At 70.2% G+C, this 21363-nt stretch carries 21 protein-coding genes; 10 read left to right on the forward strand and 11 right to left on the reverse strand.

What is annotated here, in order from left to right; all coding sequences use genetic code 11:
• Positions 1-256: 256 nt before the first annotated feature.
• The 5 genes from ACWPN7_RS26055 to ACWPN7_RS26075 all read left to right on the forward strand — a co-directional run bounded on the left by ACWPN7_RS26055 (position 257) and on the right by ACWPN7_RS26075 (position 7438).
• Complete coding sequence (locus ACWPN7_RS26055; RefSeq protein WP_200776568.1) at positions 257-1255, forward strand: LysR family transcriptional regulator; 999 nt, start codon at positions 257-259, stop codon at positions 1253-1255.
• A 136-nt stretch (positions 1256-1391) separates the two neighbouring features.
• Positions 1392-2243: an alpha/beta hydrolase gene (locus tag ACWPN7_RS26060; protein WP_200776573.1), complete on the forward strand. Its 852-nt coding sequence runs from the start codon at positions 1392-1394 to the stop codon at positions 2241-2243.
• A 22-nt stretch (positions 2244-2265) separates the two neighbouring features.
• Positions 2266-3447: an efflux RND transporter periplasmic adaptor subunit gene (locus ACWPN7_RS26065; protein ID WP_459196381.1), complete on the forward strand. Its 1182-nt coding sequence runs from the start codon at positions 2266-2268 to the stop codon at positions 3445-3447.
• A 160-nt stretch (positions 3448-3607) separates the two neighbouring features.
• Positions 3608-6793, forward strand: a complete 3186-nt coding sequence (locus ACWPN7_RS26070) for an efflux RND transporter permease subunit (RefSeq protein ID WP_014199266.1) — start codon at positions 3608-3610, stop codon at positions 6791-6793.
• A 189-nt stretch (positions 6794-6982) separates the two neighbouring features.
• On the forward strand, positions 6983-7438 hold the full coding sequence (locus ACWPN7_RS26075; RefSeq protein ID WP_014199267.1) for a hemerythrin domain-containing protein: 456 nt from the start codon (positions 6983-6985) through the stop codon (positions 7436-7438).
• A gap of 5 nt (positions 7439-7443) precedes the next feature.
• Here the strand turns inward: ACWPN7_RS26075 and ACWPN7_RS26080 are convergent, their stop codons facing one another.
• Together ACWPN7_RS26080 and ACWPN7_RS26085 are read right to left on the reverse strand one after the other, a co-directional pair.
• On the reverse strand, positions 7444-7698 hold the full coding sequence (locus tag ACWPN7_RS26080) for a DUF1858 domain-containing protein (protein WP_459196382.1): 255 nt from the start codon (positions 7696-7698) through the stop codon (positions 7444-7446).
• Between the two features lie 53 nt (positions 7699-7751).
• Positions 7752-8492: a Crp/Fnr family transcriptional regulator gene (locus tag ACWPN7_RS26085; protein ID WP_103040171.1), complete on the reverse strand. Its 741-nt coding sequence runs from the start codon at positions 8490-8492 to the stop codon at positions 7752-7754.
• A gap of 219 nt (positions 8493-8711) precedes the next feature.
• Here ACWPN7_RS26085 and ACWPN7_RS26090 point away from each other — a divergent pair, with 219 nt between their 5' ends.
• The 5 genes from ACWPN7_RS26090 (at position 8712) to ACWPN7_RS26110 (ending at position 12408) form a co-directional block, all read left to right on the forward strand.
• Positions 8712-9224, forward strand: coding sequence for a DUF2249 domain-containing protein (locus ACWPN7_RS26090; RefSeq protein ID WP_459196383.1), 513 nt, complete (start codon positions 8712-8714; stop codon positions 9222-9224).
• Between the two features lie 149 nt (positions 9225-9373).
• A complete protein-coding gene (ubiT, locus tag ACWPN7_RS26095; protein WP_407825589.1) occupies positions 9374-10003 on the forward strand; it encodes a ubiquinone anaerobic biosynthesis accessory factor UbiT in 630 nt (209 codons plus the stop codon).
• A gap of 4 nt (positions 10004-10007) precedes the next feature.
• A complete protein-coding gene (gene ubiU / locus ACWPN7_RS26100) occupies positions 10008-11006 on the forward strand; it encodes a ubiquinone anaerobic biosynthesis protein UbiU (RefSeq protein WP_407825590.1) in 999 nt (332 codons plus the stop codon).
• Between the two features lie 12 nt (positions 11007-11018).
• Positions 11019-11927, forward strand: a complete 909-nt coding sequence (gene ubiV / locus ACWPN7_RS26105) for a ubiquinone anaerobic biosynthesis protein UbiV (protein ID WP_459196384.1) — start codon at positions 11019-11021, stop codon at positions 11925-11927.
• 112 nt (positions 11928-12039) lie between these two features.
• Entirely contained in the window at positions 12040-12408 is a 369-nt protein-coding gene (locus ACWPN7_RS26110) for a c-type cytochrome (protein ID WP_200775695.1), read from the forward strand.
• A 172-nt stretch (positions 12409-12580) separates the two neighbouring features.
• Here the strand turns inward: ACWPN7_RS26110 and ACWPN7_RS26115 are convergent, their stop codons facing one another.
• From ACWPN7_RS26115 to nosZ, 9 genes are all read right to left on the reverse strand, one after another.
• The gene (locus ACWPN7_RS26115) at positions 12581-13627 is read right to left on the reverse strand and encodes an NnrS family protein (RefSeq protein WP_459196385.1); all 1047 of its coding nucleotides are present in this window, start codon (positions 13625-13627) and stop codon (positions 12581-12583) included.
• Between the two features lie 28 nt (positions 13628-13655).
• Positions 13656-14372, reverse strand: coding sequence for a cyclic nucleotide-binding domain-containing protein (locus ACWPN7_RS26120; protein WP_459196386.1), 717 nt, complete (start codon positions 14370-14372; stop codon positions 13656-13658).
• A 22-nt stretch (positions 14373-14394) separates the two neighbouring features.
• The gene (locus tag ACWPN7_RS26125) at positions 14395-14583 is read right to left on the reverse strand and encodes a twin-arginine translocase TatA/TatE family subunit (RefSeq protein ID WP_137106597.1); all 189 of its coding nucleotides are present in this window, start codon (positions 14581-14583) and stop codon (positions 14395-14397) included.
• A gap of 27 nt (positions 14584-14610) precedes the next feature.
• Positions 14611-15597 carry an FAD:protein FMN transferase gene (locus ACWPN7_RS26130; protein WP_459196387.1) on the reverse strand — a complete coding sequence of 329 codons (987 nt, stop codon included), beginning with the start codon at positions 15595-15597 and terminating at the stop codon, positions 14611-14613.
• Positions 15594-16193 (reverse strand): nitrous oxide reductase accessory protein NosL, encoded by a 600-nt coding sequence (locus tag ACWPN7_RS26135; protein WP_137106599.1) that lies wholly within the window; start codon positions 16191-16193, stop codon positions 15594-15596. The genes ACWPN7_RS26130 and ACWPN7_RS26135 overlap by 4 nt, the downstream gene beginning before the upstream one ends.
• On the reverse strand, positions 16193-17035 hold the full coding sequence (locus tag ACWPN7_RS26140; RefSeq protein ID WP_094303948.1) for an ABC transporter permease: 843 nt from the start codon (positions 17033-17035) through the stop codon (positions 16193-16195). The genes ACWPN7_RS26135 and ACWPN7_RS26140 overlap by 1 nt, the downstream gene beginning before the upstream one ends.
• Positions 17032-17901, reverse strand: coding sequence for an ABC transporter ATP-binding protein (locus tag ACWPN7_RS26145; protein WP_459196388.1), 870 nt, complete (start codon positions 17899-17901; stop codon positions 17032-17034). Before ACWPN7_RS26145 ends, ACWPN7_RS26140 begins: the two co-directional genes overlap by 4 nt.
• Positions 17898-19265 (reverse strand): nitrous oxide reductase family maturation protein NosD, encoded by a 1368-nt coding sequence (locus tag ACWPN7_RS26150; RefSeq protein ID WP_459196389.1) that lies wholly within the window; start codon positions 19263-19265, stop codon positions 17898-17900. The genes ACWPN7_RS26145 and ACWPN7_RS26150 overlap by 4 nt, the downstream gene beginning before the upstream one ends.
• 135 nt (positions 19266-19400) lie before the next feature.
• Positions 19401-21359, reverse strand: a complete 1959-nt coding sequence (nosZ, locus tag ACWPN7_RS26155) for a TAT-dependent nitrous-oxide reductase (RefSeq protein ID WP_200776710.1) — start codon at positions 21357-21359, stop codon at positions 19401-19403.
• Between the last annotated feature and the right edge of the window lie 4 nt (positions 21360-21363).

The following is a 21363-nucleotide window of genomic DNA, read 5'->3' on the forward strand; positions in this document are numbered from 1 at the left end:
CGCCCATTCAAGACTCCCGCGTTGGCGCAGTAGCCCTCTCCCCTCTGGGGAGAGGGTGGCCCGAAGGGCCGGTGAGGGGGTTGCGCGTAGCGGCACGTTCGGCAAAAGCGCAACCCCCTCACCCCAACCCTCTCCCCAGAGGGGAGAGGGGACAACCAAAGCCCCATCGACTTCGCCCCGGGCTGTGCTTAGATAGGCGCAACCCGGCCCGCTCCGTATATGTGCGGGCCGCCCCCACTGCGTCGATGGACCGACCATGGACAAACTGCACGCGATGCGCGTCTTCGTCCGCGTCGTCGAGGTCAACAGCTTCACCAAGGCCGCCGACACGCTGGGCCTGCCGCGCGCCTCGGTGACGACGACCATCCAGAATCTGGAGGCGGCGCTCGGCGTGCGCCTGCTCCAGCGGACGACCCGCAAGCTGAGCCTGACGCTCGACGGCGCCGCCTATCTGGAGGGCGCCACCCGCATCCTGTCCGACCTGGAGGAGATCGAGACCTCCTTCACCAGCGCCCGCAAGATGCCGCGCGGGCGGCTGCGGGTGGACATGCCGGGCTCGGTCGGGCGGCTCATCATCATCCCGACCATCCACGAGTTCCACGCCCGCTACCCCGACATCGAAATCATGATCGGGATGAGCGACCGCCCCATCGACCTGATCCAGGAGGGGGTGGACTGCGTGCTGCGCGTCGGCGACTTGGTGGATTCCAGCCTGATCGCCCGCCGGGTCGGCGCCTTCCGCCCGGTGACCGTCGCCAGCCCGGCCTATCTCGCCCGCCACGGCACGCCCAAGACCATCGAGGAGCTGGAGGGCCACAGCGCCGTCAACTACTTCACGCGCACCGGCAAGATGCACGAGATGAGCTTCGAGCGCGACGGCGTCATCCACGAGGTGAAGCTGAACGGCCCCGTCTCGGTCAACGACGCCGACGCCTACGTCACCTGCGCGCTGGAGGGGCTGGGCATCGGCCAGACGGCGCGCTTCATGGCGCTGCCCCACCTGCGCAGCGGCGCCCTGGTGGAGATCCTCAAGGAGTGGCGCCCGGCCCTGATGCCGATCTCCGCGCTCTACCCGCACAACCGCCACCTGTCGCCCAAGGTCCGCGCCTTCGTCGACTGGGTCGCCGAGCTGTTCGAGGGCTGCCCGCTGATGCAGGGCGAGGAGATCGACGGTTACGAGTGTCCGGACCGGGAGAAGCCCAAATCCGCTCCTGCCACCACGGAACCGGAGGGCGCCCGTCTCTGCGTGGTGTGAGCCGGGCCTCATGTGGATCGGATTGTTCATCCGATCCGAATTGTGTTGCCGTTGACCACGTATTTATTCCGACCCGCCTGACGTCCACACTCCCTCCTGTTGCAATGCGGGAGGGGTGCTGGGGCACCGTCGGATCATGGGCCGCTCGTCGGAACCGTCGAACACACGAAATGCCGGAACGGCGCCCTGCCGGATCGCGGTCGATGACCGGACCATCGCCGGCCACGCCCAGGACATCCGGCTGCGGCTCTACCGGCCGCTGATCGGGCTGACTGTCCCGGCCCTGCTGTACCTGCACGGCGGCGGCTTCACCTCCGGTTCGCTGGAGGAGGCGGAGACCGCCGCCGCCGCCATCGCGGAGAGCGTGCCGGCGCTGGTCGTCTCGGTCGGCTATTCGCTGGCCCCCGCCCACTGCTTCCCCACCGCCGCCCACGACGCCCATCAGGCGGCGCTGTGGACCCTGGCCGAAGCCCGCGACCTGAACATCGCCAAGGGTGGGCTGGGCGTCGCCGGGCACGACGCCGGCGGCCATGTCGCCGCCTCGCTGACCTTCCTGGCCCGCGACCAGGGCGAGGTGGACATCCGCGCGCAGGCCCTGCTCGGCCCGATGCTGGACCCCAGCCTGACCCGCGCCGGCGACGCCCAGGCCATGCAGTGCGACGTTCCGGCCACCGCCTACGCCCGCTGCTACCGCGCCTATCTGCCCGACGCCGCGCAGCGCGTGCACCCCTACGCCGCACCGCTGGATTCCCGCCGGCTGGCCGGGCTGCCGCCGACGCTGATCGTCACCGCGCAGAAGGACGTCCTGCGCATCGAGGCGGAGCAGTACGCCGCCAACCTGATCGGAGCCGGCGTGCCCACCGAGGTCACCCGCTTCCCCGCCATTTCGCACGCCGCCTTGCCGGGCCACCGCCCGGCGTTGCTGGCGGTCGCCGATTTTTTCCGCCGCCGCCTGTCCCCCGCGGACGGCCGCGGCGTCCCTGTCTGATCCTCCCCAGGAGAGTGGTCCCATGTCGTTGTCTCCTTCGAAGCTCGCCCTCCTTCTCGCCGTCGGCGCCGCGACCGCTGGTGTCGCCGGTGTCGTCTCCACCCAGGGCCACGCCGACGCCCCCGCGGCGTCTGCCGCCGCCCCGCCGCCGCCCGAGGTGGATGTGGCGCCGGTCGTCGCCCGCAAGATCACCGACTGGCAGTCCTACTCGGGCCGCCTGGAGGCGGTCGACCGGGTGGAGGTGCGCCCGCAGGTGTCCGGCGCCATCACCGCCGTGCATTTCCGCAACGGTGCGCTGGTGAAGAAGGGCGACCCCCTCTTCACCATCGACCCGCGCCCCCACGTCGCCGAAGTCGCGCGCGCCGAGGCCCAGGTCGCCGCCGCGCAGGCCGCGGTGCGCTTCACCACCGCCGACCTCGACCGCGCCCAGCGGCTGGTGCAGAACAACACCGTCTCGCGCCAGACGCTCGACGAGAAGGAGAACGCCGCCCGCGAGGCCGGCGCTAACCTGAAGGCGGCGCAGGCGGCCCTTGATCTCGCCCGCATCGACCTGGAGCACACCCAGGTCACCGCACCCATTTCCGGGCGCGTCTCGCGCGCCGAGGCGACGGTCGGCAACGTCGTGGCGTCCGGCGCCTCCGCCGCCCCGCTGACGACCCTGGTCTCGGTCTCGCCGATCTACGCCTCCTTCGACGTCGACGAACAGACCTACCTGCGCCACATCGCCAGCGTGAAGGACTCCGCCGACGTGCCGGTCCAGCTCGGCCTCGCCAACGAGAGCGGCTATTCGCGCGGCGGCACGGTGGAGCATGTGGACAACCGGCTCGATTCCGTGTCCGGCACCATCCGCGTGCGCGCCAAGTTCGACAATCCCGACGGCATGCTGGTCCCCGGCCTCTACGCCCGCGTCAAGGTCGGCAGCAGCACCCCGCACGACGCGCTGATGGTCGAGGACCGCGCCATCAACACCGACCAGGACAAGAAATTCGTCCTGGTGGTCGGCGGCGACGACACCGTGCAGTACCGCGAGATCATCCCGGGTGCTGCGCAGAACGGGCTGCGGGTGGTCAAGAGCGGCCTCGCCGCCGGGGAGCGCATCGTCGTCAACGGCCTCCAGCACGCCCGCCCCGGCGCCCGCATCAGCCCGAAGACCGTGGCGATGGGCAAGCCGGCGGACGCCATCGAGACCGCCGCGAACCAGTAACAGCCTGGCCCCCTCCCCCAACCCTCCCCCGCAGCGCGGGAGAGGGAGTCCGTCGCAGGCCCTCTCCCGCGCAGCGGGGGAGGGAGGGACCCGCTCCGTCAGGAGCGGGAGGGAGGGGGCCTTGTATCCAAACTCCATGCCGCCCGCTGGGAAGGCCATCATGAACATCTCGAAATTCTTCATCGACCGCCCGATCTTCGCGGGCGTGCTGTCGGTGGCGCTGTTCCTGGCGGGAGCGATCTCGCTGTTCCAGTTGCCCATCTCCGAATACCCGGAGGTCGTTCCACCGTCGGTCGTCGTGCGCGCCCAGTTCCCGGGCGCCAACCCCAAGGTCATCGCCGAAACGGTCGCCTCCCCGCTGGAGGAGCAGATCAACGGCGTCGAGAACATGCTGTACATGCAGTCGCAGGCCAACAGCGACGGCAACATGGCGCTGACCGTGACCTTCCGGCTGGGCACCGACCCGGACAAGGCGCAGCAGCTCGTGCAGAACCGGGTGGCGCAGGCGTTGCCGCGCCTGCCGTCGGACGTGCAGCGGCTGGGCGTGACGACGGTCAAAAGCTCGCCCACCCTGACCATGGTCGTGCATCTGCTGTCGCCCAACGACCGCTACGACATGACCTACCTGCGCAACTACGCCATCCTGAACGTCAAGGACCGGCTGAGCCGGATCAGCGGCGTCGGCGAGGTGCAGGTGTGGGGCGCCGGCGACTATTCCATGCGCGTCTGGCTCGACCCCAACAAGGTCGCGCAGCGCGGCCTGACCGCGTCCGACGTGGTGGCGGCGATCCGCGAGCAGAACGTCCAGGTCGCGGCGGGCGTCATCGGCGCCTCGCCGTCGCTGCCCGACACGCCTCTCCAGCTCTCGATCAACGCGCAAGGGCGCCTGACGACGCCGGAGGAGTTCGGCGCGATCATCCTGAAGACCGGCGAGCAGGGCGGCGTCACCCTGCTGCGCGACGTCGCCCGCGTGGAACTGGCGGCGGCGCAGTATGGCCTGCGCTCGCTGCTCGACAACAAGCCGGCGGTGGCGCTGGGCATCAACCAGTCGCCGGGCGCCAACGCGCTGGCCATTTCCGACGCCATCCGGGCGACCATGGCCGACCTCAAGGCCGACATGCCGGACGGCGTCGATTACAGCATCGTCTACGACCCGACGCAGTTCGTCCGCTCCAGCATCGACGCTGTGATCAGCACCCTGCTGGAGGCGGTCGCCCTGGTCGTGCTGGTGGTCATCATCTTCCTCCAGACGTGGCGCGCTTCGATCATCCCGCTGCTGGCGGTTCCGGTGTCCATCGTCGGCACCTTCTCGCTGATGCTGGGACTGGGCTACTCGATCAACGCGCTGTCGCTGTTCGGCATGGTGCTGGCCATCGGCATCGTCGTGGACGACGCCATCGTCGTCGTGGAGAACGTCGAGCGCAACATCGAGAACGGCCTGTCGGCCAAGGAAGCGACCTACCGCGCCATGCAGGAGGTCAGCGGCCCGATCATCGCCATCGCGCTGACGCTGGTCGCCGTCTTCGTCCCGCTGGCGGCCATGAGCGGCCTGACCGGCGAGTTCTACAAGCAGTTCGCGATGACCATTGCGATCTCCACCGTCATCTCTGCCTTCAACTCGCTGACCCTGTCGCCGGCCCTGGCGGCGGTCCTGTTGCGCGGCCACGACCAGCCGCAGGACTGGCTGACCCGCGCCATGAACAAGGTCTTCGGCGGCTTCTTCCGGCTGTTCAACCGCGTCTTCCACCGCGCCTCGACCGGCTACGGCCGCGGCGTCGGCGGGGTGGTGCGGCACAAGGGGCTGATGATGCTGGTCTATGTCGGGCTGCTCGGGGTCACCGTGCTGCTCGGCCGCACCGTGCCGATGGGCTTCGTCCCGGCGCAGGACAAGGAATACCTCATCAGCTTCGCCCAGCTTCCCAACGGCGCCTCGCTCGACCGGACGGAGGCGGTGATCCGCGAGATGACCGACATCGCGCTGGCCCGCCCCGGCGTGCAGAGCGCCGTCGCCTTCCCCGGCCTGTCGGTCAACGGCTTCACCAACAGCTCCAGCGCCGGCATCGTCTTCGTCACGCTGAAGCCCTTCGCCGAGCGCAAGGACCCGTCGCTCTCCGCCGCCGCCATCGCCGGTGATCTGCAGAAGCGCTACGCCGGCCTGAAGGAAGCCTTCGTCGCCATCTTCCCGCCACCCCCGGTGATGGGCCTCGGCACGCTCGGCGGCTTCAAGATGCAGATCGAGGACCGCGGCGCACTCGGTTACGAGGCGCTGAACGCGGCGGTCGGTTCCTTCCTGAAGAAGGCCATGGAAACGCCGGAGCTGGGGCCGGCCTTCTCCAGCTACCAGATCAACGTGCCACAGCTCGACGTCGACCTCGACCGCGTGAAGGCCAAGCAGCAGGGCGTGCCGATCGGCGAGGTGTTCGACACCATGCAGATTTATCTGGGCTCACTCTATGTGAACGACTTCAACAGCTTCGGGCGCGTCTACCAAGTCCGCGTCCAGGCCGACGCGCCCTTCCGCGCCGAGTCCGCCGACATCGGCCTGCTGAAGACGCGCAACGCCCAGGGCGACATGGTGCCGCTCTCCTCGCTGGTCACGGTGAAGCAGAGCTACGGGCCGGAGATGGTCGTGCGCTACAACGGCTACACCGCCGCCGACATCAACGGCGGCCCGGCGCCCGGCTATTCCTCCGGCCAGGCCCAGGCGGCGGCGGAGCGCATCGCCCAGGAGACCCTGCCGCGCGGCGTGCGGTTCGAATGGACCGACCTGACCTATCAGGAGATCCTGGCCGGCAACGCGGCGCTGTGGATCTTCCCCATCAGCATCCTGCTCGTCTTCCTGGTGCTGGCCGCCCAGTACGAGAGCCTGACCCTGCCGCTGGCCATCCTGCTGATCGTCCCGATGAGCCTGATGTCGGCGCTGGCCGGGGTGTGGCTGACGGGCGGCGACAACAACATCTTCACGCAGATCGGCTTCATGGTGCTGGTCGGCCTGTCGGCGAAGAACGCCATCCTGATCGTCGAGTTCGCCCGCGAACTGGAGCATCAGGGGCGCAGCGTGGTGCAGGCCGCCATCGAGGCCAGCCGGCTGCGGCTGCGGCCCATCCTGATGACCTCCATCGCCTTCATCATGGGCGTGGTGCCGCTGGTCACCTCGACCGGCGCCGGCGCCGAGATGCGCCACGCGATGGGCGTGGCGGTGTTCGCCGGGATGATCGGCGTCACCCTGTTCGGCTTGATGCTGACGCCGGTCTTCTACGTCCTGCTGCGCACGATGGTCGGGGCCGGCAAGCCGGCGGCGGTGCCGACCGGTCCGGCGCTCGCCCACGGGCATGGGGACGACTGAGCGCCCCTGAGAGAACCGTCGCCTTAACCGCGGCGGGGAGCCGGGGCCGAGCGCCCCGCTCCCCGCCGCGTCGTTTCTTCGCCGACCCTTCCCCTGCTTGCTCTGGCACAACGAACGGCGACGCTTCCGCCGGCACTCTCACCGTCACGCACCGCCCATTCGCTGGCGGCCCCGGTTGGAGACCTCGTCATGTCCAGTGCAGCCATCAGCACCACCCTGTACCGCCATCACCACGCCACCGTGGGACAGCTCGTCGACCGGATCGACTCCCTGCTGGCGGCGCCGTCCCCGGTGGCGAACGCCGCCGCTCTCGCCACGGCGGTCCGCGACCTGTTCGGCGTGTTCACCGTCCACCTGTCGCTGGAGGACAGCGCGCTCTACCCGCGTCTGCTGGCCCACCCGACCCCGGCGCTGCGCGCCACGGCGGCGCGCTTCCAGGCCGAGATGGGCAGCCTGCGGGCACGCTTCGACCGTTACCGGTCCAGCTGGCCCGGCCCGCTGGCGGTGTCCAAGGACCCGGAAACCTTCGTCCGCGAAACGCGGGAGGTGGTGACCGCGCTCAAGCACCGCATCGCCCGCGAGGATCTGGAGCTGTACGACGTCATCGACCGCGCCGCCCTCGCCGACAAGACGGCGAACCGCTGAGGGCCTCACTCCTCCGCCGCGATGGCCCGGGCGAACTCGTCGAGCAGAGCGTCGGTGTCCAGCCCATAGTCGTCCGCGACCTCGGCGATGGTCTGGAAACGCGCCATGGGGCAGCCCGGACAGGCCATCCGGTGCTTGAGGAACACGGGAATGGTCGATGGCCAGCGCTCCAGCACATCCTCGACGAGGTCGGAGGACGAGGGCAAGGCCGCGGTGGCGCAGTGTGATGGCGGGGCGATCATCCCGGCACCGTAGCACACCGGAACGCGCGTCTCTTTGCGCCCGCACAAACGGAACGGAGGTTCAGCCCCGCCTACTTCTCCGGTTTCGAGGTCGCTTCCGGCTTTTCCGGCTTGGGCAGATCCTCGGCGATGGCGACCAGGGCGTGCGGCTGGCGGATCGTCACCTGCTGGCGCCCGCCCTCGACGATCCCCTGCCCCTCCCAGCCGCTGAGGATGCGGCTCACCGTGTGCAGCGTGGTGCCGGTCATCTCCGCGATGTCCTGGCGGGACAGCGGGAAGTCGATCTCCACCCCGTTCCCCACCCGGCGGCCCGCCTGACGGACCAGACGCAGGAGCGCGTGGGCGACCCGCCGCTCCACCCGCTCGGTGGACAGCTCGCGCAGACGGGTCTGCACCTCCTGCAGGCGGCGGCCGACGATGTCCAGGGCGTTCAGCGCGATGCGCGGATAGCGCTCCATCAGCTCGCCCATCGTCGCGGCGGTCCAGTGGACGCCGACGCAATCGACCATGGCGAGCGCGTCGGCAGGGTAGATGCCGCCCGAGAACACCGCCGCCGTGCCGAACATCTCTCCGCCGCCGATGTAGCGGACCACCAGTTGCTGCCCGTCGGCCCCGGTCTGGACGATCTTGACCCGCCCGTCGATCAGCGCGTGGCAGAGGGCCGCCCGGTCGCCCTGGGAAAAGATGGTGGTTCCCTTCTCGATCCGCCGGGTGTGGGCGGACCGGACGATCTCGGCCAGGGCCGCCGCGTCCAGACCGGAAAACAGCCGCAGGCCACGCAGACTGGCGGGATCGGGGGCAAGCGGCGTCATCGGACCATCCTCAAAAGGCCGTGCCCGACCACCCCTGCGGGCAGCCGTCACGGAAAGGTTGCCTTCCAAGATGACCGCCCGCGCGCCGCGCCGCAACCCGCCTGCGCTCCGCTTGACACTCAAAGCCGGAACCAAGGTCTCAATTTGTCCTGGAACAAAGAGCCGATAGAACCAGTCCTTTAGGCTTGCCACCACATCGCAACCCTTCGGACCTCCCCCATGCAGATCGCCGAACAGTCCAGCGCGGCCGAGCCGGTCATCGACGTCCAGTCCATTCCGCCCCACCAGCGCCACCCGCTGATCCTCCAGGCCACGCAGGATCTGGCGCCGGGCCGCGGCTTCGTGCTGGTGAACAACCATGACCCGCGCCCGCTCTGCCTCCAGGTCCAAGCGCTGTTCGGCGATGCGGTGAGCTGGACCTACTTGGAGCGCGGACCGGAGCGCTGGCGGGTGCGCATCGGGCGGCCCGAGTCCGGAACCGCGCCGGCGACCTCCCTGCGGGTCCTCATCGGGCGCGGCGGGCAGGCGAGCGCGGTCGCCGCCGAGACGCCGCTCGGCGTGGCGGATGGCGGGCTGGTCTGCGAGATCACCGACTGCCCGCCGGGCACGACCGCGGAGCAGGTGCTCGACCTGATGCAGGGGGTCATCCCGCCGGCCGGGCAGCTGCACCTGTCCTACGAGCGGCTGGTCGCCCGGCGCTCCGGCTCCTGCTGCGGCGGCATGTGCGGCTGATCGCCCCAGGCGGCGTTTCGGGACCTTGGGCTTGACCGTCATCAAGGATGGTATGACCACCGGGCTGTATTGCCGAAGCCCGGCGGGCTCCGCCCGCCACACGACCATTCCGAAGGGAAGGAGACAGGCGTATGCGCGATCCCGGCTTTATGGCTCTGGATAAGGCCCAGGAGATGGCCACGGACACCCGTGCCCGCGACGTCGAAGTCCAACTGACGCGGGCCGGGCTGGGGTTCGCGCGGCGGCTCGGCGACCGGGCCGGCGGCCTGCTGTTCGACCGGCTGCTGCGGATTCTGGAGGCGCGCCACCCGCGCGCCTTCACCGCCCTCGGCGAACTGCCCGACGCCCGTCTGCTCATCGACCCGGTGGACGCGCCCGCCGCCCTGCTGCTCCGCGTCGGCCCCGGCCTCGCCCTGCGGGTCTGCGACCGCACCGCCGAGGCGGAGGCCACGGTGCGCGGCCCCTGCGCGCGGCTTCTCGACCTTCTGGAAGGGCGCATCGACGGCGACGCGCTGTTCTTCCGCCGCGAACTCTCCATCGAGGGCGACACCGCCCTGATCCTGGCGCTCCGCAACACGCTGGACGGCGAGGAGATGGACCTGTTCGGCGACGTCGCCGCCGCGGCCGGCCCGCTGCGGCACGCCCTGCCCGTGGCGCGGCGCAACGCCGGGCGGGCGCTCGACCTGCTCGCCACGGCGCGCCGTTTCGCCCCGCCGCCGGTGCGCTGGGGCATGACCATGCTGGAGCGGCGGCTCATCGGCCCGCGGCAGGGAGCGTGACGGGATGAGTTCCTTCGAACTGATCTGCCCGGCGGGCAACCCCGCCGCGCTGCGCGCCGCCGTGGACGCGGGCGCCGACGCCGTCTATCTGGGCTTCCGCGACGAGACCAACGCGCGCAACTTCCCCGGCCTGAACTTCTCGCGGCCGGAGCTGGCCGAGGCCATCGCCTACGCCCACGCGCGGTCGGTCCAGGTCTTCGTCGCCATCAACACCTACCCCCAGGCCGGCAACCTCGCCCCCTGGCAGCGCGCGGTGGACGACGCCGCGCGGCTGAAGGCGGACGCGGTCATCCTCGCCGACCTCGGTCTGCTCGCCTACGCGGCGGAGCACCACCCCGACCTGCGGCTTCACCTGTCCGTCCAGGCCTCCGCCGCCAACGCCGAGGCGATCCGGCTCTACCGCGAGGCCTTCGGCGTGCGGCGGGTCGTGCTGCCCCGCGTGCTGACGGTGCCGGAGATCGCCCGGCTGAACGCCGAGGTCGATGTGGAGACGGAGGTCTTCGTCTTCGGCGGCCTCTGCCCGATGGCGGAGGGGCGCTGCTCGCTGTCCTCCTACGCGACCGGGTTGTCGCCCAACAAGCAGGGCGTCTGCTCCCCGGCCAGCCATGTCCGCTACGAGCCGCGCGGCGAGGCGCTGGCCTCCCGCCTCGGCGGCTTCACCATCAACGTCTTCGGCGCCGGGGAGCCGGCGGGCTACCCGACTCTGTGCAAGGGCCGCTTCGTGCCCGGCGGCGGCACCTCCCGCGACCCGGCCTACCTGTTCGAGGAGCCGACCAGCCTCAACGCGCTGGCCCTGCTGCCGGAGCTGAAGGCCGCCAAGGTGTGCGCCCTGAAGATCGAAGGCCGCCAGCGCGGCAAGGCCTACATCGCCGCCGTGGTCGGCGCCTACCGCCGGGCGCTGGACGCGTTCGAACGCGGGCTGCCCGTGCCGGCGCTCGACCTGGAGGCCATGGTCGAGGGCGGGGCCCAGACCACCGGCGCCTACACCCGCGCGTGGCGCTGAGGAGTTGCGTTCATGAAACCCACCCTGACCCTTGGCCCCGTCCTGTTCAACTGGCCGGCGGAGCGCTGGCGCGATTTCTACGCCCGCATCGCCGACGAGGCGCCGGTCGACGCCGTCGTCGTCGGCGAGATCGTCTGCTCCAAGCGCGCCCCCTTCCTCGCCCCGGTCATGGACGAGGTGATCGCCCGTCTGGCCGCCGCCGGGAAGGAGGTCTGGCTCGCCAGCCCGATCCTGGTGGGCAGCGACCGCGAGCGCGCGGCGATGCGCGACCTCGTGGAGAGCGACCTCCTGCCGGTGGAGGCCAACGACATGGGCGCGCTGGCCCTGCTGGAGGGACGCCGTCACGCCGTCGGCCCCTTCATCAACAGCTACAACGAGGCGACCCTGTCCTGGCTGGCCGGGCGCGGCGCCGTCGCGGTGTCGCTGCCGGCGGAGCTTCCCGCCGGCTCGGTCGCCGTGATGGCGAAGACGGGGGCGGCGCTCGGCCTGTCCATGGAGGTGCAGGTGTTCGGGCGCGCGCCGCTCGCCATCTCCGCCCGCTGCTACCACGCGCGGGCGCACGCGCTGCACAAGGATGGCTGCCAGTTCGTCTGCGCCAACGATCCGGACGGCATGCCGGTGAGCACCGTCGACGGCCAGCCCTTCCTGTCGGTCAACGGCACGCAGACGATGTCGCACGGCTATCTGGCGCTGGCGGCGGAGATCGACCGCCTGCGGGCGATGGGCATCCAGCGCTTCCGCCTGTCGCCGCAGGACCTCGACATGGTCGCCGTCGCCACGGCCTTCCGCTCCGTTCTGGACGGCGAGCGCAGCGGACAGGACGTGATGGCGGAGCTGCGCGGCATGACCGCCGTCCCTCTGGAGAACGGCTTCTTCCACAACATGGCGGGTGCGGCCTACGCCGACGCCCCGGCCGCCTGACGCGTCCGCCATCCGCCCGCCATCCGACGTCCGTCGGACCGCCGCTCCCGCGCGGTCCGGCTGACTTTTGAGTCCGTTGAAACTTTTGAGTCCGTTAAACGAGGAAACCCCTATGAAGCGCATGTTTGCCCTGCTCGCCTTCGGGCTGGTCGCGTCGTCCCCCGGCTTTGCCGCCGCGCAGGACGCCGATGCCGGCGCGAAGGTGTTCAACCAGTGCAAGGCCTGCCACACCATCGAGGCCGGCGGTCCGAACCGCGTCGGCCCCAACCTGCACGGTGTCGTCGGCCGCAAAGCCGGTGCCGTCGAAACCTACAAGTATTCCGATGCCATGAAGAACGCCGGGGCCTGGGACGAGGCGACGCTCGACGCCTATCTGGCGGACCCGAAGAGCGCCGTCCCCGGCAACAAGATGGCCTTCGCCGGCGTGAAGAACGAGCAGGCCCGCAAGGACTTGATCGCCTATCTGAAAAAGAACAGCTGACGAAATCGTCCGTTTTCCTTGGCGGCTTGACCGCCGTCAAGGATGGGAGGGCGACCAGCCGCTAGGATAACCGCACAATCGTTGATCGATTGCGTCCCCGCTGGACGAGTACCCTCCCGTTTTTCTGCCCCCTCCAAGCCCATCGGTTCTTCGCCGGTGGGCTTTTTTCCTTTCAAGAACGGCCGCGGACGAGAAGGCGGCCGAAGGCGGCCAGGAACAGGACCACTGCCACGCCCCAGGCGCCGGTCGCGGCCAACAGCCACAGGGAGCGGCCCTCCCCCACCACCGCGGCAGCCGCCCGCAGGACAACGGCGAAGCCGATCAGCGCGTAGCAGCCCGTCACCACCGCCGACCGCCCGAAGGCGTTTCCGGCGTGCTTGCGGATCATGCTCGACATCACCGCGAAGCCCATCAGCCCGAGCGCCCCGACCGTCCAGAGATGGACCGCCATGCCGGGCGATGCCGCCACGGCGGCGAACCCCAGCGGGACGCAGGCGTAGGCCGCGTGCACGGCGAGGACCGATGGCCGGTCGAGCGTCCGCCAGCCTCGCCATTGCAGCAGCCGGGCCGTCTGCATCAGCGCGGCGAGAAGGCTTGCGGCGGCCGTCGTTCCCGAACTTGGCTCGGCTAGCCAGCCGGCCAGCGCACCGGCGGCGGCCAGGGCGGCGGCACGCTCGAACCAGGGACGCCCGGTGAACAGCCCCGCCTTGCTGGGCAGCCCCAGATGGGTGGCGGTCAGGCTCGGCGCGATGCGCCCGCCCAGCACCATGACCAGCCCGAGCGACAGCGCCAAGCCGGACGGAACGGCGTCGCACAGCGCCGCCCCGGCCAGCGCGCCGACCAGGGCCGCGACGACGGCGTTGCGCCGGTCCCGCGCGGCGGCGATCTGTGCGGTCACGAGAAGGGCCAGCGCGGCGAGGAACGGCGCGTGCGCGGGGACCACCCAGGGCGACAGCGCCCGTCCCGCCAGCCAGAGCGGCACGAGGAGCGGCCAGAGGCGCGCGCCGACCAGCGGCCGCTTGGTCCAGCGCGGCAAAGCGGTGCGCAGGAATCCCGCCATCATCGCCGGCAGCGTGCCGAACAGCAGCGCCCGCCCGTGCCACCCCGGCAGGTCGGCGATCACGTTGGAGACGTCCCAACCCAGGAGCGCCGGCACCCACAGCCCCACCGCCAGCAGCGCGTCCAACGCCGTCAGCAGGAAGAAGGGACGGAACGGCACCGTCAGGCCCCGCTCCGCCTGGACAGGATCATGAGGTGTGATGACCGTTGGGAAGGCCGACGTTGCAGTGCCGCCGAAGCTGCTCGACGGACCGGACCCGGACGGTGTTGCCGGTGACGTGCAACTGGTGCGGGGAGAGCTTGGTGAAGGTGCGGGACAGCTGTTCCGGCGTCATGCCGAGGCGGCTGGCCAGCACGCGCTTGCTGACCGGCAATTCGACGGTCGCGCCGTCCTCCGCCTCGTCCTCAGGCGACGGATCGACCTGCGACAGGATGAAGGCCGCGAGCCGCTGGGTCGTCGTGCGCAGCTTCAGATTCTTGACCTCGCGCACCAGACCGCGGCACTGCCCGACCAGCGTGCTCATCACCCGCAGCGCCAGCGCGTGGTCGCGGGCGATCTGCGCGCGCAGGACGGGCGCGGCCAGCATGAGAATGCGCGACGATTCCAGCGTCCGCGCCGACATCAGGTACGGCGCGTCGGCCAGCACCGCCGCCGGCACGAAGCAATCGCCGGGGCGCACGATGTCGATCACCGTCTCCTGCCCCGCCTCGTCGCAGCCGGCCAGCATCGCCGTGCCCTCGACGAGGATGTGCAGGAAGTCGGGAATCTCGCCCTCCGCGAACAGCCGTGTCTCGCGCGGGAACCACTGGAGAAGCGCCCCGTAGGTCAGCGCCTCCAAGGTCTCGTCGCCGACTTCCTCGAACAGCGGGAGGTCGCGCATCAGCGTCAGGGCGCCCTGTCTCATCGTCCCGGCTCTGCTGTCGCGGTCAGGCGTCGGAGGCGGGCTTGCGCGACGCCTCCACCATGACCGGTGCGTCATCGTCCTTCAGGCCGGCCTTGAAGGACTTCACGCCCTTGGCGAGGTCGCCCATGACCTTGGGCAGCTTGCCCGCCCCGAACAGCAGCAGGACGAGCAGCAGGACGATGGCCCAATGCATCAGACTGAAACTTCCCATGACGATGGTCTCCTGGGTGAAGGGCGGTCAGGCGCGCAGCGCGAGGACGCTGCCGTCGCGGCGGGTGAGGCGGGCGGCGGTGCCCGGAAAACGGTCGAGCAGGACGGCGGCCCGCGCTTCCGGCGCGACCGACAGAGCGGTGGACAGGGCGTCGGCGGTGGTGGCGTCGGGGGCGAGCACGGTGACCGCCAGCCACTCCCGCGCGCAGCCGCCCGTCGCCGGGTCGAACAGATGGGTGAAGCGCCCGGCGGGATCGAAGGGCGTGCCGTAGCCGCCCGACGTCGCCACCGCCCGGTCCGCGATCTCCAGCGTGCCGGCGTTGCGGCCGTCCACGAGCGGATCGGCGAGGCCGACCGACCAGGGGCGGCCCGAGGGGTGATGGCCGAGCGCGCGGATTTCGCCCAGATCGACCAGCACCTCGGTCATGCCCTCCGCCCGCAGCCGTTCGGACACGCGGTCGGTGACGTAGCCCTGGGCGATGCCGTTCAGCGTCACCGCCATGCCGCGCCCGGCGAAGGCGACGCGGCCCGGTTCGACACGAAGCTTGCGGTGATCGACCAACTCTCTGGCCGCGCGGAGGACGGCCTCCGGCGGGCCGGCGGGATCGGCGCCGGGGCGGGCGAAATGGCCGGCGTAGAGCTGCCACAGCGGCTGCACGGTCGGGTCGAAGGCGCCGTCGGTGCGGCGGCTGAAGGCCGCGGCTTCGGACAGCAGCCGCACGAGATCGGCGGGAGGCGCGTCCAGCACACCGTCGCGGTTCAGGCGGGCCAGCGCCGAATCCGTCCGGTAGAGGCTGAAGACCCGCTCCAGCCGCGCGACCTCCTCCAGGCACAGGGCGATCAGCCGGTCGGCCTCGGCGGGGTCCGGGTGCGCCAGCTGGAGGACGGAATCCGCCCCCAGCGCGACACCGCGCCACGTCCGCACCGGCACGCCCGCCGCCCGGAGGCCGCCCGGCAGCAGCGCCAGCCCGGCGGCAGCCGCGGCGATGCCGAGAAAGCGGCGGCGGGTGGTCATGGCGTGCCTCCGTGCCCGGCGCCGTGGCCGCCGCCATGATTGCCGCCCTGCTCCGCCGGCTCGTCGGCGGCGGTCTGTTCCGAGGGAAGCGTGGGGTGAAGGATCTCGTCCTCGGTCACCTCGGCGAAGCGCTTGATCGTTCCGCCGTTGTCGGCGGCGAAGCGGCGGGCGGCGGCCTCGTCGCCGAAGGGGAAGGGCTCGGCCTCGCCCATGCCGCCGCGCTGGCGGCTGCCCACCACGTACCAAGCCTTGCGCGCCTCGATCCAGACGGTCAGGTCGGGCTTGCGCGGGTCAGGGGCTTGGCCGACGTCGGTCACGTAGATGGCGCGGACGTCCTTCTCCTCCTCCGGCAGCATGGTGAAGGCGAAGGTGTCGCGGACCGAGGACAGCCAGACCGGGCGGTCCCGCCCGCCGACCAGGATCTGCCCCTTCGGGCCGGGATGGTCGGCGAGGTTCATGCCGCAGTAATGGCCGATCGCGTCGGCCGTGATGGCGACGGGCGGCGGCGGGGCGGTCTCCGCCTTCTGCTGCTGGCAGGCGGACAGCGGCAGCAGCAGGCAGGCGGCCAGCAGCGTGGCTCTCAGGGAGGTGTTCATCAGATCTGCCTTCTGGAAAAGAGGACGGCGGCCAGCGCCAGCGGTGCGGCGACCCAGCCGGCCAGCACGGCCAGCAGGACGGAGGCTGACACCTGCACCTGCGCGGCCAGCCCGGCGGTGCCGGCGAACTGGCTGACGCTCTTGAAGCCGGTCAGGTTGAAGAGGCGGAAGGCGTCCGCCGGGTTGGCGAGCAGAAGCCCGTTCAGCAGGCCGGCGTTCACCGTCTTGCCGCCGTCGGCCACCAGCAGCCCCAGCAGCGCCATGTCGTAGAGCAGGACCAGCACCAGCCAGATCGCCACGGCGATGCCCGCCGCCGTGCCGCGGTCGCGGACCAGCGTGGAGGCGAGGTAGCCCATGGCCGTGAAGGCGGCACCCAGCAGGACGCTCGATCCGATCATGGCGGCGAAGGCGCGCCAGCTCTCAGGCCCGATCCCCGATCCGTTTTCTGGCCCGCTCATCGCCAGCGCCACCCCAGCGGCGCCGTAGCCCAGCACGGTGGCGAAGGCGATGATCGCGGCGTGACCGAGGAACTTGCCGATCAGCACCTGCCAGCGCGCCACCGGATAGGACAGCAGCAGCGTCATGGTGCCGCGGTCGATCTCGCCCACCACCGCGTCGAAGGACAGCAGCAGCGCGATCAGCGGCAGCAGGAAGATGGTCAGGCTGGACAGGCTGACGATGGTCACCTCCACCCGGCCCACGCCGACCGTGCCGGTCGGGGCGGCCCCCAGGAAGCTCAGCGTCAGCGCCAGCGCCGCCATCAGCAGCGTGGTGGCGACGACCCAGCGGTTGCGCAGGCCGTCGCGCACCTCCTTGGCGGCGATCGTCAGAAGCGTGTTCATTCCGCAGCCTCCCGGCGCAGGAAGTGGGCGTACATCTCGTCCAGGCTCGGCTGGACGACCTCGATGTCGGCGAGTTCCGGGCCTTCGCAGGCGATCTGGCGGAGCGTCGCCACCTTGTCGTCGTTGGCGCAGGTCGTCTCCACGACCTCCCCGGACGGCAGGGTCAGGCGGATGCGCACCGGCAGCTGGGCCAGCCCGCGCAGCGTGGCGAGCGAGCCGTCGGCGACCTTGCGCCCGCGGTTCATCACCACGACGCGGTCGGCCTGCCCCTCCAGTTCGGTCAGGGCGTGGCTGCACAGCAGGACGGTGGTGCCGGCGTCGCGCAGGTCCCGCACGATCTCGTAGAAGCTCTGGCGCAGCGCCGGGTCGAGGCCGGTCGTCGGCTCGTCGAGGAACAGCACCTTCGGCCCGCCGAGCAGCGCCTGGGCCAGCGCCAGCCGCTGCCGCATGCCCTTCGAATAGGTGCCGACACGGCGCTTCACCGCGGCGGGCTCCAGCCCCACCCGGTCGAACAGCGCGTCGTTGCCGTCGCGCGGCACGCGCTTCAGCCGGGCGTAGAAGTCCAGCGTCTCGCGTCCCGTCATGCTGGGATGGAAGGCGACGCTTTCGGGCAGGAAGCCGACCTGCCGGCGGATGTGCGAGGCGGCGGCACTCGCCGGGTCGCCGCCCAGCACGCGGATGCCGCCGGCGGTCGGCGTGGTCAGCCCGAGCATCAGCTTGATCAGCGAGCTCTTGCCGGCGCCGTTGTGGCCGACCATGGCCACGCATTCACCGGCGGCGAGGTCGAGATCCACCTCGCGCACGGCGAAGGCGTCGCCGTAGCGCTTGGAGACTCCCTCCACACGGATGGTCGGTGTGTCGGTCATTGGGCGTTCCTTTCCGCCGTTTGGGGCCGTGCCGGAGACGGCGGCGGGCTCATCAGGGGGGCGCTGTCGATCACGCCGCCGGGGTGCAGCGCCGGGAACTGCTTCTGCGCCCAGCGGATCACCTGCACGCCGGGGCTGTTCATCAGCAGCTTCGCCGCCGGGTAGGCCCACATCACGCGGTCGACCACGTCGTTGGGGCGGTAGGCCTCGTCGGCGACGCCGTCGCCGTTCAGGTCGAAGGCGGCGTTGTCGGACCAGTAGTTGCCGCGCCCCTTCTCCGACCAGTCGAGGTGACGGGTCCCGACATACTTGACCTGGGTACGGTTGCCGATGAAGGCGTTGCCGGTCAGCGTGTTGCGCTCCGACCCGGCGGTGAAGTGCACGCCGATCTCGCAGCCTTCGAACCGGTTGCCGGTGAAGCGGTTCTTGTTGGCGTTGTAGATGAAGACGCATTTCCAGGTGCCGGTGCGCTGGCCCTCCACCGGGCCGTCGGTCGCCACCGGCATGTCCTTGTCGGCCACCACCTCCACCGGCGCCGCCTGTTCGGGCGACAAATGGCCGTCGACCACGTTGCCCTCGATGAGCGCGCTGTTGGCGTAGTTCAGCAGCAGCCCATGCTCCCGGTCGCCCTGCGAGCGGTTGTTCCGGATCACGAGGTTGTTGGAATACATGATCGCGTAGCCGACATGGTTGCCGACCGAGACGTTGTCCGACACCTCGGAATCGTTCGTGTACATGTAATGGACGGCGAAGCGCACCCGATCGAACCGGTTGCGGGCGAACAGGTTCTTCTTCGACGTCGTCGTGAAGATGCCGTCGCGCCCGTCCTGGACGCGGTTGTCCACCACCTGTGTGCCCGGCGCGTTCCACAGCTGGATGCCGTTGCCGCGTTCGGACAGGCGCAGGTCGGTGCGCCCGATGACATCGTTGCGCTGGACCATCACATCGTGGGCGCCCCAGACATAGATGCCGATCAGGTTGTCGCGCAGCCGGTTGCCTTCGATCACACCGCGGTGCGCCTCCTTGCCGAGGAAGATTCCGGTGTTCTGCTCGGACAGGCTGATGCCGGAATTGCGGACCTCGACGTTGCGCACGGTCACGTCGGGGGCGAAGACCGTCACGGCGTTCCCCTCCCCTCCCCCGTCGATGACGGCCCCGGGCTCGCCGAGCAGCGTGACCGGCTTGCGGACCACGACGGGGCCGGGATGCGTGCCGGGGGCGAGGACGAGCGTGTCGCCGGGCGCCGCCGCGGCGAGCGCGCCCTCCAGCCCGCCCGGCGCCACCGTCACCGTGGCGGCGCCGGCCGTCCCGGCGGCGAAGACGAGCGCCGCGGCGAAGAGGGGGAGTGGGGAGTGATGGGGCATTGGCTTGCCTTGATTGTTTTGCGGCGTGTTGCCCCCACCCCGGCCCTCCCCCGCTGGGCGGGGGAGGGAGATGGGGCGACCCTTGTTCCCTCCCCTGCGAAGCGGGGGAGGGTTAGGGTGGGGGCGAACGGTGCCTCAGGTGGCGCGCGGCTCGACGATCATGCGGCCGCCCATCTCCATGTGCAGGGCGTGGCAGAACCACTGGCAATAGTACCAGTGCACGCCCGGACGCTCGGCGATGAAGGTGACCGAGCTGGTCTGCTGCGGCCCGATCTCCATGGCGATGCCGTGGTTCGACAGGGTGAAGCCGTGGGTCAGATCGTCCACATCGTCCATGTTGGAGATGTAGAGCGTCACCTCGTCACCCTGCTTGACCGTGAACTCCTCAAGCCCGTAGGCCGGAGCGCGCTGCCACATGTAGACGCGGACCTTGTTGCCCTCGCGGATCACCTTGGCGTCGTCGTCCAGGTTGACGCCGTCCTTCTTGGCCTGCTGGCGGGCCTCCTCCCACATCGGGTCGTCGCGGGTGAAGATGCTCTTCGGGTTCAGCTTGGAGCGGTGGACGATCAGCGTGTCGTGCGGCTCGGCGTAGGTCGGGCCGTCGTGCACCAGCTTCATCTCGTCGCCCGAGATGTCGATGAGCTGGTCGTTCTCCGGCTTGCTCGGACCGACGTTGAGGAAGCGGTCCTTGGAGAACTTGTTCAGCACCATCAGCCACTTGCCGTCGGCGTCCTTGGTCTGGCCCATGGAGGAATGGGTGTGGCCCGGCTGGTAGTGCACGTCCAGCTTCTGGATGATCGGATCGACCTTCTCGCCCTTGTAGGCGCGCTTGGCCTTGTCGATGTTCCACTTCACGATCTGGCTGTCGAGGAACAGCGTGGTGTAGCCGTTGCCGCGCCCGTCATAGGCGGTGTGCAGAGGCCCGAGCCCCAGCTGCGGCTCTGCCACGATGACGTCCCGCGGCTTGATCTTGTCCTCGAACAGGTCGTCGAGCAGGCGGACGTCCATCACCGACACCGTCGGCGACAGCTTGCCGTTGATGGTGACGTGGATGCCGTCCGGCGCCGCGTTGATGCCGTGCGGGCTGTTGGGGATCGGGACGTAGCGGGTGAAGGGCGAGCCGTGGCGGCCGTCCACGACCGGGACGCCGTGCATCACCTCGACCTTGCCGGCCTTCACCGCCTCTTCGATGCGCTTGATGTTGAAGATGACGATCCAGTCCTGCTCGTTCGCCGTCATCTCCGCGGTGGTCACGCCGCCTTCGGAGTTGTAGCAGGTCGAGAAGGCGTATTTGCCCTGGTAGTCCGCCTCGGTGTTGTCGAGGTTGCCGTCCACCCGGACCTGCCACGACACCGTCATGCTGTCGCCGTCGATGGCCGAGAAGTGCGTCCGGTAGTTCTTCGGGTCGAGGTTCTTGCCGTCGTTCGGCATCGGCACGAGCTGCTCGGCGTTCGCGAAGACGTAGCCGGTGCGCGGGTACTTCTGCAGGCGCAGGCCATGGATCGCCGAGACGTTCGGAATGTCGATGATCTTATCGACCTTCATGATGTCGCAGCGGATGCGGGCGACGCGGGTGTTCGCCTTGTCGTTCACGAAGATGTAGCGCCCGTCGTAGGTGCCATCGGTGAAGGACATGTGCGGGTGGTGCAGATCGCCGTTCAGCCAGGTGCCGCCGTGGTTGGCCAGATACTTCCGGTTCTCCTCGGTCAGACCCTCGGTCAGGATCTTGCGGCTCTCGTTGGTCAGGCCCCAGCCCGAGGCGCTGCAGCGGTTGAACACCGGGATGCGGTGCAGCTCGCGCATGCTGGGCAGGCCGAGGATGCGCAGCTCGCCCGACTGTCCGCCGGAATGGAACACGTAATATTCGTCGAGATCGCCCGGCTTGACCTCGTACTTCTGGTTGCCCGACCCCGCGGCCGCGGCCGGCCCGGCGCCGAACAGCGCACCGCCCGCCGTGCCGCCGGCCACCGCGCCGGCGATGCCGGCCAGCGCCGCCGCCTTGGCGGTGCCCCCGAGAAGATCGCGGCGGTTCACGCCCGTCCGCTCAACCTTGATGTTCGACGCTTTTGTGTCCGACGCTTTTGTTTCCGACATGGGT

It is taken from the genome of Azospirillum sp. UENF 312511, from assembly GCF_058780635.1.

Excerpts from the sequence above, each read along its gene's own strand:
- ACWPN7_RS26055 (WP_200776568.1), top strand. The coding sequence starts at position 257 with ATGGACAAACTGCACGCGATGCGCGTCTTCGTCCGCGTCGTCGAGGTC.
- ACWPN7_RS26060 (WP_200776573.1), top strand. The coding sequence starts at position 1,392 with ATGGGCCGCTCGTCGGAACCGTCGAACACACGAAATGCCGGAACGGCG.
- ACWPN7_RS26065 (WP_459196381.1), top strand. The coding sequence starts at position 2,266 with ATGTCGTTGTCTCCTTCGAAGCTCGCCCTCCTTCTCGCCGTCGGCGCC.
- ACWPN7_RS26070 (WP_014199266.1), top strand. The coding sequence starts at position 3,608 with ATGAACATCTCGAAATTCTTCATCGACCGCCCGATCTTCGCGGGCGTG.
- ACWPN7_RS26075 (WP_014199267.1), top strand. The coding sequence starts at position 6,983 with ATGTCCAGTGCAGCCATCAGCACCACCCTGTACCGCCATCACCACGCC.
- ACWPN7_RS26085 (WP_103040171.1), bottom strand. The coding sequence starts at position 8,492 with ATGACGCCGCTTGCCCCCGATCCCGCCAGTCTGCGTGGCCTGCGGCTG.
- ACWPN7_RS26090 (WP_459196383.1), top strand. The coding sequence starts at position 8,712 with ATGCAGATCGCCGAACAGTCCAGCGCGGCCGAGCCGGTCATCGACGTC.
- ubiT (WP_407825589.1), top strand. The coding sequence starts at position 9,374 with ATGGCTCTGGATAAGGCCCAGGAGATGGCCACGGACACCCGTGCCCGC.
- ubiU (WP_407825590.1), top strand. The coding sequence starts at position 10,008 with ATGAGTTCCTTCGAACTGATCTGCCCGGCGGGCAACCCCGCCGCGCTG.
- ubiV (WP_459196384.1), top strand. The coding sequence starts at position 11,019 with ATGAAACCCACCCTGACCCTTGGCCCCGTCCTGTTCAACTGGCCGGCG.
- ACWPN7_RS26110 (WP_200775695.1), top strand. The coding sequence starts at position 12,040 with ATGAAGCGCATGTTTGCCCTGCTCGCCTTCGGGCTGGTCGCGTCGTCC.
- ACWPN7_RS26120 (WP_459196386.1), bottom strand. The coding sequence starts at position 14,372 with ATGAGACAGGGCGCCCTGACGCTGATGCGCGACCTCCCGCTGTTCGAG.
- ACWPN7_RS26125 (WP_137106597.1), bottom strand. The coding sequence starts at position 14,583 with ATGGGAAGTTTCAGTCTGATGCATTGGGCCATCGTCCTGCTGCTCGTC.
- ACWPN7_RS26130 (WP_459196387.1), bottom strand. The coding sequence starts at position 15,597 with ATGACCACCCGCCGCCGCTTTCTCGGCATCGCCGCGGCTGCCGCCGGG.
- ACWPN7_RS26135 (WP_137106599.1), bottom strand. The coding sequence starts at position 16,193 with ATGAACACCTCCCTGAGAGCCACGCTGCTGGCCGCCTGCCTGCTGCTG.
- ACWPN7_RS26140 (WP_094303948.1), bottom strand. The coding sequence starts at position 17,035 with ATGAACACGCTTCTGACGATCGCCGCCAAGGAGGTGCGCGACGGCCTG.
- ACWPN7_RS26145 (WP_459196388.1), bottom strand. The coding sequence starts at position 17,901 with ATGACCGACACACCGACCATCCGTGTGGAGGGAGTCTCCAAGCGCTAC.
- ACWPN7_RS26150 (WP_459196389.1), bottom strand. The coding sequence starts at position 19,265 with ATGCCCCATCACTCCCCACTCCCCCTCTTCGCCGCGGCGCTCGTCTTC.
- nosZ (WP_200776710.1), bottom strand. The coding sequence starts at position 21,359 with ATGTCGGAAACAAAAGCGTCGGACACAAAAGCGTCGAACATCAAGGTT.